Annotated in this window: 16 protein-coding genes and 1 tRNA gene; 6 read left to right on the forward strand and 11 right to left on the reverse strand. The window is 70.3% G+C overall.

The genetic code is table 11. The features are described from left to right. Window positions 1–5: 5 nt before the first annotated feature. The 5 genes from ptsP to B4V06_RS08110 form a co-directional block, all read right to left on the reverse strand. Entirely contained in the window at window positions 6–1,697 is a 1,692-nt protein-coding gene (gene ptsP, locus B4V06_RS08090; RefSeq protein ID WP_498168994.1) for a phosphoenolpyruvate--protein phosphotransferase, read from the reverse strand. Continuing rightward, complete coding sequence (locus B4V06_RS08095; protein WP_123112253.1) at window positions 1,694–2,029, reverse strand: HPr family phosphocarrier protein; 336 nt, start codon at window positions 2,027–2,029, stop codon at window positions 1,694–1,696. Before B4V06_RS08095 ends, ptsP begins: the two co-directional genes overlap by 4 nt. A 93-nt stretch (window positions 2,030–2,122) precedes the next feature. After that, the gene (locus tag B4V06_RS08100; protein WP_498168996.1) at window positions 2,123–3,973 is read right to left on the reverse strand and encodes a cation:proton antiporter domain-containing protein; all 1,851 of its coding nucleotides are present in this window, start codon (window positions 3,971–3,973) and stop codon (window positions 2,123–2,125) included. Between the two features lie 226 nt (window positions 3,974–4,199). Next, window positions 4,200–5,402 (reverse strand): redox-regulated ATPase YchF, encoded by a 1,203-nt coding sequence (locus B4V06_RS08105; RefSeq protein ID WP_498168999.1) that lies wholly within the window; start codon window positions 5,400–5,402, stop codon window positions 4,200–4,202. 101 nt (window positions 5,403–5,503) lie between these two features. Beyond that, entirely contained in the window at window positions 5,504–5,761 is a 258-nt protein-coding gene (locus B4V06_RS08110; RefSeq protein WP_123112256.1) for a DUF5789 family protein, read from the reverse strand. A gap of 162 nt (window positions 5,762–5,923) precedes the next feature. On the opposite strand from B4V06_RS08110, the gene B4V06_RS08115 reads away from it, so the two are divergent. Further along, complete coding sequence (locus B4V06_RS08115) at window positions 5,924–6,412, forward strand: universal stress protein (protein ID WP_123112257.1); 489 nt, start codon at window positions 5,924–5,926, stop codon at window positions 6,410–6,412. A gap of 9 nt (window positions 6,413–6,421) precedes the next feature. On the opposite strand, the gene B4V06_RS08120 is transcribed toward B4V06_RS08115, so the two are convergent. Then, window positions 6,422–7,393 (reverse strand): biotin--[acetyl-CoA-carboxylase] ligase, encoded by a 972-nt coding sequence (locus B4V06_RS08120; protein ID WP_498169001.1) that lies wholly within the window; start codon window positions 7,391–7,393, stop codon window positions 6,422–6,424. Window positions 7,394–7,499: 106 nt separating this feature from the next. Between B4V06_RS08120 and B4V06_RS08125 the strand changes: the two genes are divergently transcribed. Together B4V06_RS08125 and B4V06_RS08130 are read left to right on the forward strand one after the other, a co-directional pair. Next, window positions 7,500–7,847 (forward strand): 2Fe-2S iron-sulfur cluster-binding protein, encoded by a 348-nt coding sequence (locus B4V06_RS08125; RefSeq protein WP_123112259.1) that lies wholly within the window; start codon window positions 7,500–7,502, stop codon window positions 7,845–7,847. Between the two features lie 152 nt (window positions 7,848–7,999). Then, window positions 8,000–8,572 carry a DUF8526 domain-containing protein gene (locus B4V06_RS08130; protein ID WP_498169004.1) on the forward strand — a complete coding sequence of 191 codons (573 nt, stop codon included), beginning with the start codon at window positions 8,000–8,002 and terminating at the stop codon, window positions 8,570–8,572. Window positions 8,573–8,679: 107 nt separating this feature from the next. On the opposite strand, the gene B4V06_RS08135 is transcribed toward B4V06_RS08130, so the two are convergent. Then, complete coding sequence (locus tag B4V06_RS08135; protein WP_498169006.1) at window positions 8,680–9,636, reverse strand: DMT family transporter; 957 nt, start codon at window positions 9,634–9,636, stop codon at window positions 8,680–8,682. Between the two features lie 182 nt (window positions 9,637–9,818). Between B4V06_RS08135 and B4V06_RS08140 the strand changes: the two genes are divergently transcribed. After that, window positions 9,819–10,301: an Lrp/AsnC family transcriptional regulator gene (locus tag B4V06_RS08140; RefSeq protein ID WP_498169009.1), complete on the forward strand. Its 483-nt coding sequence runs from the start codon at window positions 9,819–9,821 to the stop codon at window positions 10,299–10,301. Window positions 10,302–10,308: 7 nt separating this feature from the next. On the opposite strand, the gene B4V06_RS08145 is transcribed toward B4V06_RS08140, so the two are convergent. The 3 genes from B4V06_RS08145 to B4V06_RS08155 all read right to left on the reverse strand — a co-directional run bounded on the left by B4V06_RS08145 (window position 10,309) and on the right by B4V06_RS08155 (window position 13,280). Continuing rightward, window positions 10,309–10,833: a phosphate-starvation-inducible PsiE family protein gene (locus B4V06_RS08145; protein WP_123112263.1), complete on the reverse strand. Its 525-nt coding sequence runs from the start codon at window positions 10,831–10,833 to the stop codon at window positions 10,309–10,311. A 68-nt stretch (window positions 10,834–10,901) separates the two neighbouring features. Continuing rightward, window positions 10,902–12,785, reverse strand: a complete 1,884-nt coding sequence (gene gatE, locus B4V06_RS08150) for a Glu-tRNA(Gln) amidotransferase subunit GatE (protein WP_123112264.1) — start codon at window positions 12,783–12,785, stop codon at window positions 10,902–10,904. Between the two features lie 410 nt (window positions 12,786–13,195). After that, window positions 13,196–13,280, reverse strand: a tRNA-Leu gene (locus B4V06_RS08155). A 188-nt stretch (window positions 13,281–13,468) separates the two neighbouring features. Here B4V06_RS08155 and B4V06_RS08160 point away from each other — a divergent pair. Together B4V06_RS08160 and B4V06_RS08165 are read left to right on the forward strand one after the other, a co-directional pair. Beyond that, window positions 13,469–14,029, forward strand: a complete 561-nt coding sequence (locus tag B4V06_RS08160) for a DUF420 domain-containing protein (RefSeq protein WP_123112265.1) — start codon at window positions 13,469–13,471, stop codon at window positions 14,027–14,029. A gap of 72 nt (window positions 14,030–14,101) precedes the next feature. Beyond that, window positions 14,102–14,632, forward strand: coding sequence for a metal-dependent hydrolase (locus B4V06_RS08165; RefSeq protein ID WP_123112266.1), 531 nt, complete (start codon window positions 14,102–14,104; stop codon window positions 14,630–14,632). Window positions 14,633–14,647: 15 nt separating this feature from the next. On the opposite strand, the gene B4V06_RS08170 is transcribed toward B4V06_RS08165, so the two are convergent. Beyond that, window positions 14,648–15,328, reverse strand: a complete 681-nt coding sequence (locus B4V06_RS08170) for a halocyanin domain-containing protein (protein ID WP_123112267.1) — start codon at window positions 15,326–15,328, stop codon at window positions 14,648–14,650. Window positions 15,329–15,396: the final 68 nt, after the last annotated feature.

Raw genomic sequence — 15,396 nt, forward strand, 5'->3', positions numbered from 1 at the left:
ACTCGCTACGCGTTGAGCAGCTCTCGCACCTCGGCGCGCGTCTCGCAGGCGAGCGCCTCGTCGGCGAGGTCGCGCGCCTCGGCCGAGTCCACCTCTCGAACCCGCTCTTTCACCGCCGGCACGGTCACCGCGCTCATGCTGAGCTCGTCGAGCCCGAGCCCGACGAGGAGCTCCGTGAGCGTCGGGTCGCCCGCCATCTCGCCGCACATCCCGACCCAGGCGTCGGTCCCCGCGGCGGCCGACACGGTGCGGTCGATCGCCCGCAACACCGCCGGGTGAAGGGGATCGCCGTACGCGGCGACCCCGTCGTTCTCGCGGTCGGCGGCCATCACGTACTGGGTCAGATCGTTCGTCCCGATACTGAGGAAGTCGAGCCGCTCGGCGAGCGCGTCGGCGAGGAGGGCCGCGGCCGGCGTCTCGATCATGGCGCCCAGCTCGGGGACGGCGTGGTCGACCCCCTCGGCGGCGAGGTCGGCGGCGACCGACTCGACCGCCGCCGCGGCCGCCTCGACCTCCTCGACCCGGGAGACGAGCGGGACCATCACGGCGAGCCCCTCGCCGCCCTCGCTCGCGGCCGCCCGCAACAGCGCCCGGAGCTGCGTCTCGAACAGGTCGCGGTGCTCGTCGAGCGAGAGCCGGATCCCGCGCCGCCCGAGGAACGGGTTCGTCTCGCTCGGCAGGTCGAGGTACGGCACCCGCTTGTCGCCGCCCACGTCGAGCGTCCGGACGACGACCCGGTCGTCGGGAAACGCCGACAGGGCGTCGGTCACGGTCTCGTACTGCTCGTCCTCTGTCGGCGGCGCCTCGCGGTCGAGGAAGAGGAACTCCGTCCGGAACAGTCCGATCCCGTCGGCGCCGCGGTCAGCGGCGGGGGCGAGCTCCGCCTCGCTCCCGACGTTCGCGGCCACCTCGATCGGTCTGCCGTCGGCGGTCGCGACGCGCTCGGGCACCGCCGACGCCGCGTCGCCCGCCGCGGCCGCACGCGTCTCGGCGTCGGGGTCGACGACGATCCGTCCCGCTTCTCCGTCGACGAGGAGGTCGGCGCCGTCCGACACCTCGCGGAGCGGCTCCCCGACGCCGACGACCGCGGGGATCGACAGCGACCGCGCGATGATCGCCGCGTGCGCGGTCCGCCCGCCGGCGACGGTCGCGATCCCGGCGACCGCGTCCGGGTCCAGCTCCGCGGTGTCGCTCGGGGTGAGCCGCTCGGCGAGCAGGACGGTCCCGGCCGGGAGGTCGCCGAGGTCGCCGAGCGAGTCGACGTCGAGGAGGACGGAGAGCAGTCGGTCGCGGACGTCGCGCAGGTCGTCGGCGCGCTCGGCCATCTGCCCGTCCAGCGCCTCGAACCGCTCGATCGCATCCGCGAACCGGTCGTGGACGGCGTGTTCGGCCGGCGCTCCCTCACCGATCGCGTCCTCGATGTCCCCCACCAGTTCCGGGTCGTCGAGGAACTGCTCGTGCGCGTCGAAGACGGCCGCCTCCTCCTCGCCGACGCGCTCGGCGGCGCGGTCGCGTGCGGCCCGGATCTCCGCCCGAGCCTCGTCGCGGGCGGCCGCGAACCGCGATAGTTCGGCGTCAGCGTCGACCGCGGTCGGGTCGGGTCGGTCGGGGAGCGTCAGGTCCGCCCCGGGGCGATACCAGCGTGCCGCGCCGACGCCCGCAAGCGGCGTGCTCCCGACGCCGGAGAGCGTCCTCACGCCGGGTCACCGCCGTCGGGCTCGGCCCCGCCGTCGTCGCTCTCGTCGCCGTCCTCGCCGTCTCCATCGACCTCGCTCGTCAGCAGGTCGCAGACCGCGTCGAGGGCGTCCCCCGCCTCCGCCCCCTCGGCGACGACGCGGACGGTCTCCCCGTGGCCGACGTTCAGCCCGCTCACCGAGAGCATGCTGTCGGCGCGGACGAGCCCGTCGTCGCCGTCGTCCGCGCGACCGATCGACACGTCGGCGTCGAACCCGTTCGCCGTCTGCACCAGCTCCGAGGCCGGGCGGGCGTGGAGCCCCGCCTCGGGTACCACCGTTACGGTACGTTCCATAGTCCCCGATACGCGAGGGGCGGCCTTATAAGTGCGTTCGAGGGGCTCGACGCCGGGTGCGAGCGATACCCCGGGCAACGGACTCGACGGGCGTTACTTCCCGCGTATCAGCGACATGGTCGACTGGACGGCTTCCGGTTCGCCGATGAGGGTGAGGTGGTCGTCGGCCTCGAGCGTATACGTCGCCTCGGGCACGAAGGTCTCGTCGCCCTGGGAGACGAGAGCGACGAGACAGCGACCCGGGATCTCCGGACCGAGCTCGTTGAGCGACTGTCCGACGAGCTCCGGGTTCTGAAGCGTCACCTCCTGCACGTCGCCCTCCTCGCCGAGCATGTCCACCCAGCGGGCCATCGCCGGACGCTCGATGTGGTCGTCGATGGCTTGCGCCGTCGCCTGGGTCGGCGAGATCGTCTCGACGCCGAGGTCATCGAACGCGTCGAGGTTCTCCGGGTCGTTCGCCCGGCAGACCACGCGATCGACGTCGAAGTTCGTGGTGGCCTGTTGCCCGACGAAGAGGTTCACCGTGTCGTCGCCGGTCGCCGCGATGACGGTCTTGGCGTTCTCGATACCGGCCGAGCGGAGCGTGTCCACGTTGGCCCCGTCGCCCATGTGCACCGTGAGTCCCTCGCTGCGGGCGGTTTCGATCGCTGTCTCGTCGTTCTCGATGATGACGACGTTCTCTCCCCTGTTTTCGAGTCGAGCGGCGACCTCGCGGCCGACCCGCCCGCTGCCGATGATGAGTACACGCATTGGTATCACGTCGAGGTATTCGGCGATCTGGCGGGCGAACCCGCCCTCAAGCACGACGGTCGAAAAGATGACCAAGAAGACGGTTCCGACGAGCAGCGTCGCGGCCTCGGACTGGCCGGCCGCCTGTAGCTCGACCGCGAACAGCGTCGCGACCGAGGCGGGAATGATCCCCCGCGGGCCGACGAAACTGACGAACAACCGTTCGGACGTGGTGAAGTCCCCTCCCTGCGTGGAGACGAGCACGTCCAGCGGCCGGATGAGGAAGATGACCGCGGCGGCGACGACGAGGCCGCCGACGCCCAGCGCGATCAGGTCGCTGAACCTGAGCAGCGCCGCCAACGCGATGAACACGAACGAGAGGACGATAAGCGTGATGTCGCCTTTGAAATCGGCGATCTCCTCCTCGTAGGGGATATCGGCGTTCCCGAGTATGATGCCGGCCGTCGCGACGGCGGCGACCCCCGCCTCGCTCGCGACGGTGTCGGCGGCGCCGAACGCGACGAGAGCGCCAGCGAGGACGACCAGCCGAGCGTTTCGCGGCGCGTCGCCCGGCGAGAGGTCGATGTAGCGGAGAACGACCCAGATCACGACCGCGACGATGACGCCGACTCCGATCCCGGTCCCGATCCGCTCGATGAACAGCTCGAGGAACGCCGGTACCGACGGTTCCTGTAACCGCATCGTCTTGAAGACCACGATGGCGAGAATGGCCGCCGTGACGTCGTTGACGATCCCTTCGGTCTCCAGCGCCGTCGCCACTCGATCGCGAACGGGAACGACCCGCAGGATCGGCGTGATGACGGTCGGGCCGGTCGCGACCAGCAGCGAACCGATGAGGAACGCCACCCCCCAATCGGCGTCCAGCGCGAACCGGACGACGAGCGCGGTGCCGACGAGCGAGATGGCCGCTCCGATCGAGACGAGCCGGATGCTCTCTCTCGTCGCCTGTCGGATGCTCTCTATCCGCAGGTGGAACGCACCCTCGAAAACGATGATCGCGACCGAGAGCCCGACGATGGCCGGAAGCGACGCGAAGGTGTCCGGGGTGATGAACCCGAGTCCCTCGGGACCGAGAGCGACCCCCGCGACGAGGAGGAAGACGATGCTCGGTACTTCGAAGCGATCGGCAAGTAGCTGCGCGATGACTCCGATCGCGATGATCGCCGCTACCAGTGGTATCAGTTCACTTGACACGTTGGGTTACCGACTAACTGCTGATGTGAACAGTCGAGGTATATATCTGCTGGCTGCGGAGAAGCCCGTCACCGACCCCCGAACCTGTTCGGATTCTGTGGAGCTCACACCTGACGGCCTCGGTCGCGATTCGTCCGTGGGCTCGTGAGCAACTTCGGGAAATCGCCCGGAGAACCGCCGCCGTCGCCGTCGGGGGTGAAAAGCCGGTTCGGGGGGCGATCGGCGCCTACGGCGCGAGCTGTTTCGTCGAGACCAGCTCGATCACGTCGCGGTGGTCGAGCGCGTGGTCGGTGCCCACCTGCCGCCCGCTCCGGCAGTCGGTGCCGTGGAGGAGCCCCTCGCCGATGTCCGAGTGGATGTGGAACGCGAAGTCCTCCGTCGTCGACCCCTCGGGGAGGATGAAACAGTCGCGGAAGACGCCCTTCTCGTCTTTGCTCCCGTTCGCGGAGCCGGGGAAGACGGCGATGCAGCCGAGCACGTCGAAGACGGCCGACTCCAGCGCGCCCTGGACGCCGGTGCCGTCGTAGTCGGCGACGAACTCACCGATCCGGTCGAGGCCGGCTTCCTGCTCGCCCGAGACGTCGCCGACGACGTCGAAGTCGCTCTCGCCGGGCGTGTAGTCGACGACGCCGGCCTCGTTCGCGTTTTTAAGCGCCTTCTCGGCGTGGGCGCTCGCGGGGACGAAGGAGAGGTGGTCGTAGTCGGGGTCCGCGGTGATCTCCTCCCAGTTCGCCTGCGCCTCCGGCGTGTCCATCTTGTTGGCGGCGACGACCATCGGCTTCGTGCGCTTCCGGATCTCCCGCGCGAGCGAGGCCTCGTCCGCGTCGTCCCACGTCTCGGGGTCGAGCTCGAGCCCCTCGGCGAGGATGACGCGCTTCATCCGGTCCTTGTCGATGCCGAACGCCGACATCTGCTCGGCGAGCTCCGCCTCGACGGCGGCCTCGGACCCGTGGTAACGCGTCTCGTACTTCTCGAGGCCCTTCCGGAGCACGTCGAGGTACCACTCGTCGAGCTCCGCCTCGAGGAAGTCGATGTCCTCGCGCGGGTCGTGGCCCTCCGTCGTCTCGCCCTCGATGTCCGTCTTGCCGGAGAAGTCGACGACGTGGATCAGCACGTCCGTCTCGTTGAGGTCCGTGAGGAACTGGTTGCCGAGCCCGCGCCCCTCGTGGGCGCCCGGGACGAGCCCGGCGACGTCGACGAGCTTGACGGGGACGAAGCGGGTCCCCTCGCGGCAGACGCCGACGCTCGGCGTGCATCTCTCGTCGAACTCGGGGGCGGCGCAGTCGACGCGGACGTACGCCTCGCCGACGGTCGGGTCGATCGTGGTGAACGGGTACGCGCCCTCGGGCACGTCGTTCATCGTCGCGGCGTTGAAAAACGTCGACTTCCCCACGGAGGGCTTGCCGACGAGGCCGATCCGATAACTCATTACCACCAGTGCGCGACCCGCGGTAAAAAGCGATGCGAGACGCGCCGTGGCGTGCGGAGCGGTGACGTGGCGCCTCTATTTATAAGAGGCGGGCGTCCCGGTCAGGCGTCGCCGTCGGACTGCCCCGGCTCGCCGAGCGCCTCGATCGGGAGGACGTTTTGGAGCGCGGCGAACGCGTCCTCGGGGCTCTCGAATCGCTCCTGTTCGATCTCCTCGAGGAGCGCGCCGAGGTCGGCGTCGCCGTCGGCGAACAGCACGGTCGTCCCCGCGCACGACTCGACGAGCGCGTCCCGAGGCGCCGGGTACGAGTGGTCTCGGAACTCGTCTTGAACGTGCGAGAGGTGAACTTCGGATGTCATAGGTGAGTATCGTCGTCTGAGGGCTTAAGGGCGCGCCATGATCGAACGCCGACCGGCGAGGGCCGAACCGCCGAAGGAACCGCCGAGGCGCCAAACTGCCGAAGAAACCGGCAAGACCTGCAAAGAGTTATCACACCGGAGATCCTTGTGGCATGTGAACACATGGACCTGTACGACCGGATCCTCGTTCCGACCGACGGCTCCGCCGAAGGCGAGTGCGCCGTTGCGCACGCGCTCGACCTCGCCGCGGTCCACGATGCGGCCGTACACACGCTGTACGTCGTCGACACGGCGAGATACGCGGGAATGCCGATGGAGGCCTCGTGGGAGGGGATCGGCGAGCTCCTACAGGACGACGCCGACGAGGCGGTCGCGGCGGTCGAGGACCTGGCAGCGGAGACCGACGTCGACGTGGACTCGGCGGTCGTCGAGGGGACGCCCAGCCGCGAGATCATCCGGTACGCCGAGGAGAACGACTGCGACCTCGTCGTGATGGGGACCCACGGCCGCGGCGGGATCGACCGGCTCCTGCTCGGGAGCGTCGCCGAGAAGGTCGTCCGCGGCTGCGCCGTCCCCGTCCTGACGGTCCGGATCGACGGCGACGTTCCGGCAGAGCCGAGCGTCGCGGGAGCCGCGACCGGGCGGACGTAGGCCGCGAGGTCAGTCGTCCGCGTCTCGGAGGTGCTCGCAGTCACCGGCGTGGACTCGTCGCGTTCCCTCGCCGGTGTCGATCACGAGTGCGCCCGGCGACTCGACGTCGACGGCGGTCCCCGAGACGGACCCGGTCGACGTCTCCACCCGCACCCGCTTCCCGAGCGTGCTCGCCCGGTCGCGCCACGTCGGCAGGATCCGGTCCGTCCGGTCGGGCGTCCCCGCGAGCGCCGCGAAGCGTTCGAGGAGGGTCGCGGCGAACCGACGCCTGTCGACTGGCTCCCCGAGTTCTTCCCGGAGGGACGTCGCGCCCGCCGGAAGCGTCTCGGCGTCGACGTTGGCGTTGACGCCGACGCCCGCGACGAGCCACGAGACCCGGTCGGCCTCCCCCTCCATCTCCGTGAGGACCCCCGCGACCTTGCGGCCGCCGCGACCGCCGCGACCCGCCGAGGCGTCGGGGGCGCCCACGAGCACGTCGTTCGGCCACTTGATGTGCGCGTCGACGCCGGCCTCGCGGCAGGCGTCGACCGTCGCGACCGCCGCGGCGAGGGTGAAGAGCGGCGCTCGGGCCGGCGGCACCGTCGGCCGCGTGACGAGCGAGAGCCAGACGCCGCCGCTCGGCGCGACCCACTCCCGGTCCAGCCGCCCCCGCCCGCCGGTCTGCTCGTCGGCGACCACGGCGACGTCGGCCGCGCCCTCGGCCGCCAGTTCGCGGGCGCGGTCGTTCGTCGACGGGAGGCCTTCGTGATACTCCACCGCGTACGGCGCGTCGAGCCCGAACTCGATCCCGGCCGCGCAGTACGCGGGGTCGGCGGGCGCGGCGTAGCCGTCAGACGTCGACTCGACGGCGAACCCCTCCTCGCGGAGCGCCTCGACCGCCTTCCACACCGCCGTCCGCGAGACGTCGAGCTCGGCGGCGAGCGCCGGTCCCGAGACGGGGCCGTCCTCGAGGGCGTCGAGCAGCGCGCGACGCGTGTCCATGCCGACGGGGTCGGGGCGAGCGCCGAAAGCCGTTCCGGGTCGGCGCCGATGCGCCGCGGTCTGGGCGCAGACCTTTGGTCCCAGCGGACGACGCATCGAACACCGAATGAGCGACGAGAGCGCCGAACCAGTCCCGGTGGTCGTCCTCGACGGCGACGAGCGCACCGAGCTGTCGATCGAGCGGGGGCGGAACCTCCGGCGGGCGCTGCTCGCGGCCGACCTGTCGCCGTACGCCGCGGCGACGCGCCGCCTGAATTGTGGCGGGCGCGGGCTGTGTGCCACCTGCGGCGTCCGGATCCGCGAGGGGCCGCCGCCGGACCACTGGCACGACCGGCTCGCGGCCCGCTTCGGCTACCCGCGGCTCTCCTGTCAGGTGACGGTCGACGGGCCGATGACGGTCGAGCTCGTCGACAAGCGGGTGTGGGGGTCGCGCGAGTCGAGAGAGGGCGACTGACCCCGAGTCCGACCGCGCGTTCCCGCGTCGCCGTTCTTCCTCCCGAGACACCTCGTTTCCGGTGAAACGGCGCGGGGAAACGCGCGGCGCCCGACGGTGGCGACGCCGCCCGTGGGCACAAGACACAAGGTCTCAGGGGCGAACGCTCCGGTATGCAACCCTCCAAAGAGCGCGAGTCGTCCGACGGCGATCCGATGGACGACCTCGACGACCTCCTCGACGACGACCTCGCCGAGGGCGGGGAGGCCGCCCCGTCGGGCGGCGCCGAGTCGGACGCCGCGACGGGCGAGTCGTCCGGTCACGCGGCCTCCGCGAGCGGCGAGGAGGGCCGCGTCGGAATGGGCGGTCGCTGGTTCTCCGGGAAGGCGTTCGCGCTGTCGCTCGTCGCCGTCGCCGCGGGGGTGTTCGCGGGCGGCGCGATCCCGCTGATCGGCGGGACGATCGGCTCCGCCGGCGGGGTGTTCGTCGCCGCGTTCCTGATCGGGCTGGCCCTCTCCGCTCGGCGGTACGTCGAGACCGGCGTCGCCGGCGCCGCGGCGGGGGCGCTCGTCGCCGTGACGAACGTGCTCAACGTCGGCTTCCTCCCGATCGGCGTCGACTACCTCCAGCAGTGGGGACTCTCCCTGCTCGCGGTCGGCGGCGGGCTCGGGCTCGTCGTCGCGCTGCTCGGCCACTACTTCGGCCGCGACCTCCGGGCCGGCCTGACGCAGGACGTCGAGGGCTGATCTCTCGGGAGTCTGGAAGTCGGAGAGCCGGACGGTCGGGAAGTCAAAAGCCGGGCGGCCAAGAAGTCAAAAGCCGGACAGCCGGACGGCCAGAGTTGAACAGTCTCTCACTTCCGCCCGATCTCGGCGGGCCAGTGGTACGCGTCGAACCCGACGTACGCGGCGATCTCGTGCCGTTCGAGCGCGAGGAACCCGGCGAGGATCGCGACGAAGCCGACGATCGCCTCCGCCTCGATCAGGCTGCCGAACAGGACCCAGCTCCCGACCGCGGCGACGACGGGCTCGGCGTACCCGACCAGGTGGAGCTGCGCGGGCCCGACCGCGTCGAGCAGCGCGAAGTAGATCAGGAACGCGAGGACGCCGGACAGCAGCGTGAGGTACGCTAACGATACTATGGCGGTCCGGTTCCACTCGATCGCCGCCGGCGACTCGCCGAACACGGCGGCGCCGACGAACAGGAGCCCGGCGCCGAGCACCATCGCCCACCCCTGGAGGGCGGCGATCGGGAGGTCCGTTCGGAGCGGCCGGAGCAGGACCGCGCCCAGCGAGAAGGCGACCGCGCCGGCGAACGCGAGCGCGACGCCGACGATGGCGGCGCTTCCCACCCCCGCCTCCATCGGGTCGGCGATCACGACGACGCCGAGGATCCCGAGCGCGAAGCCGCCGACCTCGACGGGGCCGAGCCGCTCGTTCGGGAGGAAGAGGGCGGCGAACACCGCGGTCAACACCGGCGCGAGGCTCACGACCACGGCGGCGACCGCTCCGGAGATGCGGAGCTCGCCGACGTACAACAGGCCGTGGTAGGCGGCGATCACGAAGGTCCCCGCCACGGCGACACCGAGCCACTCGTCGCGACCGCGGGGGACCGTTCGACCCGACGCGACCGCGGCGACTCCCAGCACGATCACGCCGGCGATCGCGTACCTGACGCCGGCGAACAGCAGCGGCGGGAAGTGGTGCAGCCCGGCCTCGATGGCGACGAAGGAGGTGCCCCAAAGGACCGCGAGGAGGACGAACGCGGCGACGACCGATTCAGGAGTAGAAAGCAGGTTCCGTAGCTTCATTCGATACCAGTTCGAAGTAGATTGAGATAGTTAAACTATTCTCTCGGGATCCGGCGTATTTAGAATGAACAATCACACATACGATTTCGATGCAATACGCTTCCGAAATCGAGGGGCTTCTTGCAGTCGAATCCAACCCTGTCGGTCGGAATATACAACAATCCCTCACGCGAAGGGGACGTATGGACGAGCGCGACGTGCGGCTGTTGAAGGCGATATCGGACCTGGGCACCGGGAGCCCCGAGCGGCTCCACGAGGAGACGCAGATTCCGGTGTCGACGATTCACTACCGGCTGAACAACCTCCGCGAGGCCGGCGTGATCGAGAACGACCTGTACGACCTCGACCACGAGGCGCTCGGGCTCGGCGTCACCGTGATCGTCGAGGTGCTCGCCGACTACGAAGGCCCGTACGAGGAGTTCGCGGACGAACTGCTCTCCGTCGAGGGCGTCACGGAGGCGTTCTTCACGATGGGCGAGACCGACTTCGTCGTCCTCGCGCGGCTCTCCTCGTCGGACACGGTCGAGCGACTCATCAGCGACTTCGAGGCGATCCCGGAGGTCGAGCGCACGAACTCGACGTTCACGATCGCCGCCCTCCGCGACGAGTCGCGCGCGCCGGCGACCTACGAGCTCGACACGCTGATCGCAGAGCTGACGGACTGACCGGGGCTCACTCGGGCGTCAGCGAACTCCCCACCGACCGCTCAACGTACAGCAGCGCAACGAGGCCGAGTATCACGAGCGTGTAGGAGAACGCGGCGAACAGGGCGTCCTGCGTCGTCGGGTACTCCGTGGTTCGGAAGATGATCACCTTCCGGACCATCGCGATGACGCCGGTGTAGATCACCAGCCTCACGATCCGGCGGGTGTCGCTCTGCTCGATGTAGGCGACCACCGTCTCGTACACCTCGACGATGATCAGCAGCAGCAGGCCGGTCTCGATGAAGCCGATGACGGTGTTCGGGTCCGTTATCTCGCCGGTCGGAACCGACTCGACGATCTGTATCGCGAGGTCGACGACGCCGATGCCGAACAGCAGTGCGAAAAGCGCCGCGGCGGCGAGTTCGACGCCGTGGATGAACCGGTTCGTCGCGTCGGAGACTCGGTCCCCGCGCGTCTTCGCGACGGCGGGGTCGGGGGTGCGGTCCGACGCGGACGGGTCGTCGGAGGCGTCGGTTGGAGGCGGGTCAGCCATCTGTGTCCCTCGAATCGAATCAGGGACCCCCGACACGTAAAGAACGGGCCTAACCGACGCGAGGCGCGCTACGACCGCTTGCCGATCTCCTCGCGGAGCACGTCGGAGACGACCTCGCCGTCGGCCTTCCCGCGGAGCGCGCCCATGGCCTCGCCCATCAGCCCCGAGAACGCGCCCATCCCCTCCTCGGCGATCTGGTCGGCGTTGCGCTCGACGACCTCGACGACCGCCTCGCGCACCGCGTCCTCGCTCACGCCGGAGAGCCCCGCCTCCTCGATCGCTTCTTCGGCCGTGAGATCGGGGCGCTCCGCGAGCGTCGTCAACACCTCCGGCACGCCCTCCTTCGCGAGGTCGCCGTCCTCGACGAGCGCGAACAGGTCGAGGAAGTGCTCGTCCGTCAGGTTCTCGACCGGGGCCCCGTCGCGTCGGATCTCCGTCGTCGTCGACTCGAGCGTCGAGGCCGCGAAGGTGGGGTCGACGCCGCGGTCGACCGCGGTCTCGAACAGCGGGAAGCGACGCCCGAACGCGACCTGCTCCGCGAGCCCGCGGTCGAGGTCGAACGCCTCGACGTAGCGGTCGGTCTTCTCGTCGAGCAGCTCCGGTCGGTCCACGTCGGACGGGTCGGGCTCGACCGGCGGCACGTCCGTCTCGGGGTACATCCGCGCCGCGCCGGGGAGCGGACGGAGGTACCGGGTGGTGCCGTCCTCGTTGGCGCCGCGCGTCTCCTCGGGGACGCCCTCGATCGCGGCGACGGCGCGGTCGGCGGCGGCCTCGATCGCGAGGTCGGCCGTCTCCGGGTCGGCGGCGACGATGGCGACCGCGTCCTCGGGCCCGGCGCCGACCGCGTCGCGGAGCGCCTCGACCTCCGCCTCGGTCACGCCGTACGCCGGCAGCTCGTCGGTGTGGAAGATCCCGCCCGCGCCGTGACGCTTCGCGTGGTCCGAGAGCTCCGTGCCGAGCCGACGGTCCGGCTGGATCTCGCGCCCGACGAGGCCGTCGAAGCCGAACAGGGGGACGGCGGTCACCTTCCCGCCAGAGTCGAGCGCGCCGCGGATGACCCCCGAGTCGGTGTCGGCGAAGACGTCGGTCGCGTCCGAGACGTCGCCCACGCTCGCGTCGCGCTCGCGGAGCTCGTCGCGGATCGCGAGCAGCTCGGCCTGCCGACCGACCTCGCCGCGGACGATGTCCTCGATCCCCTGCAGGTCCTGCACGCCCTTCACCTCGACGCGGGCGCCCTCGGCGATGGAGACGTTGACGTCTTGGCGGATCGTCCCGAGCCCGCGCTTGACCGCGCCCGTCGAGCGGAGCAGCATCCCGATGCGCTCGGCGGCCTCGCGGGCGCCCTCGGGGCTCCGGATGTCCGGTCCGGTCCCGATCTCGACGAGGGGGACGCCGAGCCGGTCCAGCGAGTAGACGACGCCGTCGTCCGTCTCCTCGACGCGCTTGGCCGACTCCTCCTCTAACATGAGATCGACGATCGACACCGTCCCCTCGCTCGTCTCGATCTCCCCTTCCTGACCGAGCAGGATCGACCGCTGGAAGCCGGAGGTGTTCGAGCCGTCGATGACGAGCTTCCGCATCACGTGCGCCTGGTCGACGACCGAGATGTCGAGCAGGTCGGCGATCTGCAGCGCGACGGAGAGCGCCTCCTCGTCGACGCGGCGGGGCGGTTCGTCGTCCTCCTCGACGAGGCAGGTGGTGTCGTACGCGAGGTAGGTGAACTCGCGGTCGACGCGGCTCTCCTCCATCGCGGCGTCGTCGAGCTCGCCGAGCTCGCTCTTCGTCGGGTGGAGCCGACGGGTGATCTCCCGCTCGGCCTCGTCCGGCTCGCGCTCGGTCGTCGGGGAGTCGCAGAACAGCTTCGTCTCCGTGTCGAGCTGCTGGTGGATCTCCAGCCCGGCGACGAGCCCCAGCTCCTCGTGGTCGTACTCGGGGGTCGCGTCCGTACTCATTACGCCTCACTCCGACGGCGCGCGACTAAAAGGGTGGCAGTTCGCGCGAGCGACGAGAATCGTGACCACTGATACTGTTTATAAATAAGTTAACGGTGGCGCGTGCCTGCGAGGTGGGACCCAAAGGGGCAGCCGGGAGGGCGGCGCAGACGACGTAAGCACCGCAGCGAGCAGCGCGAGCGAGGAGCGCAACGAGTGTGCGCCGCCCTCCCGGCTGGGGCTTTGGAGGTGTCCGCCACCGATCCGCGAGTAGCTATTTATAAGCGAGCGGCTGGGGCTTTGGCGGTACTGACGACTACAGCAGTCCGATCGTACTCGTCACTTCTCGCGTAGCATCGAAAGGTATTGTGCGTGGGTGCTGTCGTAGAGACAACACCGTGCATCGGTGTGGCGGGTGTGCCGCCGAGCGATGCGTGGGACCGGATTTGAACCGGCGGACCTCTACAGGACAGCGCCCTCAACGCTGCGCCGTTGGCCTGGCTTGGCTACCCACGCTCGCGGTGTTCTATCGCGTTTCCACGTACCCTTCCCCCAATTAAAAGCCCTTCCATTCGGCAGTGCCGTGTCGGAGAGTGGCACCGAGCGGCGAGGGCGATCCTGTCGCGCTCCTGCGGGGGTCGAACGCTGGAGTGCGGCGCGACGGAACCGGCACGCGTTTGGGGGTGGCGCCCGTCCATCAGTCCATGTCCGAGTGGGCCCGCGAGAACGTCCCGCTTTTGACCGCCATCTCCTCCGTCGTCGCCCTCGCCGTGGTGTTCGGCGCCGTCGGCGGCGCGATCCCGAGCGCCCTCCTTCCGCGCGCGAGCGACGCCGTGCTCGCCGCGATCCCGCACTTCAACGCCGCCGTCTCGGCGACCGCGATCGTCACCATCCTCCTCGGGTGGCGAGCCATCTCGCGCGGGAACGTGCGCCGGCACCGCGCGCTCATGCTGACGTCGTTCGGCCTCTTTACCGCCTTCCTCGGCGCCTACCTCTACCGGCTGATCCACGTCGGCACGACCGAGTTCCCGGGCCCGGAGACCGTCTACACCTACCTCTACCTCCCCTTCCTCGGGATCCACATCCTGCTCGCGATCTGCTGTCTCCCGTTCGTCTTCTACGCCCTCCTGCTCGCTGCGACCCGTCCGTACGAGGAACTGTACCACACGCGACACGCGCAGGTCGGCCTCGTCGCCGCCGTCCTCTGGCTGATATCCTTCACGATGGGGATCGGCGTCTACGTCATGTTGTACCACGCGTTCTGAGGCGCTTGTCGCCTCCGGAGTCCACGCTCGAACCGACGAAGCTTGAAACCGCCGCCGGCCGTACGGGTCGGCGTGCTGTTCGCGACCCACCTCCTCGTCGCCGCCGGCATCGGGTGGCTCTCGGGCCGGCCGCGAGTCCGGCGGCGGCTCGCGGACGGGTCGAGGGGCTCGGCCGCCGGGGCGCTCTCGACCGGCTGGCTCGTCGCCGGCGCCGCGCTCCCGGACGTCGTCGACAAGCCGCTCGGCGCCCTCGGCGTCGTCGACGTCTACCAGTCGGTCGGCCACTCAGCGCTGCTCGTTCCCCTCGCCGTCGCCGTCGCCGCGAGTCACCGGCGCGGGCTCGCGGTCGCGGTGGGGTGGGGATCGCACCTCGCGCTCGACGCGCTCCACGTGACCGTGAACGGGCGGGCGGGCGACGCGCTGTTCCTCGCGTGGCCGGTCATCGAGCGGCCCGACCCGATCGCGATCCCGCCGGGGGAGTTCGCGCTGTTCTACCTCGGGAGCCCCTCGTTTTTCCTCGAGGTCGCGCTGTGGCTGGCTGCCGTCCTCCTCGCGTTGCGGTCGCGGTTCGCCGTCGACGCGGACCGAGAAAGGGATCGGTGAGACCGGTCCGGCGCCCTACCGCTCGTCGTTCGCCATCCGGTGGGCCGCGTAGAAGAGCGGGACGAGCAGCGCCCCGGCGAACCCGAACCCGAGCGCGAGCGCGCCGATGTCGCCCGCGCTGAGGGTGCGGCCGCCGCCGTCACCGCCGTCACCGCCGTCACCGCCTCCACCGTCACCGCTTCCGCCGTCGCCGCCGTCGCTCCCGCCCGCGTTCGGGTCGACGAGGTCGTCGTCGACGGAGCCGACGGCGACGGCGCCCTTCATCCCGACCGTCTCGTGGGGAACGCAGTAGTAGTTGAACGTGTCGCCGTCGGACGCGTCGTCGAAGGTGTGCTCGAAGGTGGTCCCCTCCTCGCTCACCGTCTCGCCGCTGTCGAACGTCTCGTCTTCTGCGACGACGTTGTGCGCGCCGCCCTCGCCGGTCCACTCCCAGACGACGGTCGTCCCGGGGTCGATGAGGATCGCCGCCGGGCCGAATCTGAGCCCGTTGACCGCGCCGACATCGACGGTGACCTCGTCTTGACCGGTGTAGTCGTGCGTGCCGTCGTAGTTGTCCACGTCGTCGAGCCAGCCCCCGTACTGGGCGGCGGCGGTCCCGGACCCGGCGGCGAGGCCGGTCGCGACGGCGGCGCCAGCGGCGCCGGCCCTGAACAGCCCGCGGCGACTCATCGTCGCGTCGTCGGCGTCGGATGTCATACCCGTACCTCCCGGCGTGGGCGTATTTAAATTCCCGATTCCGGGTTCACGCCGCCAAACCGCGAGTC

The organism is Halorubrum sp. B53, assembly GCF_059752395.1.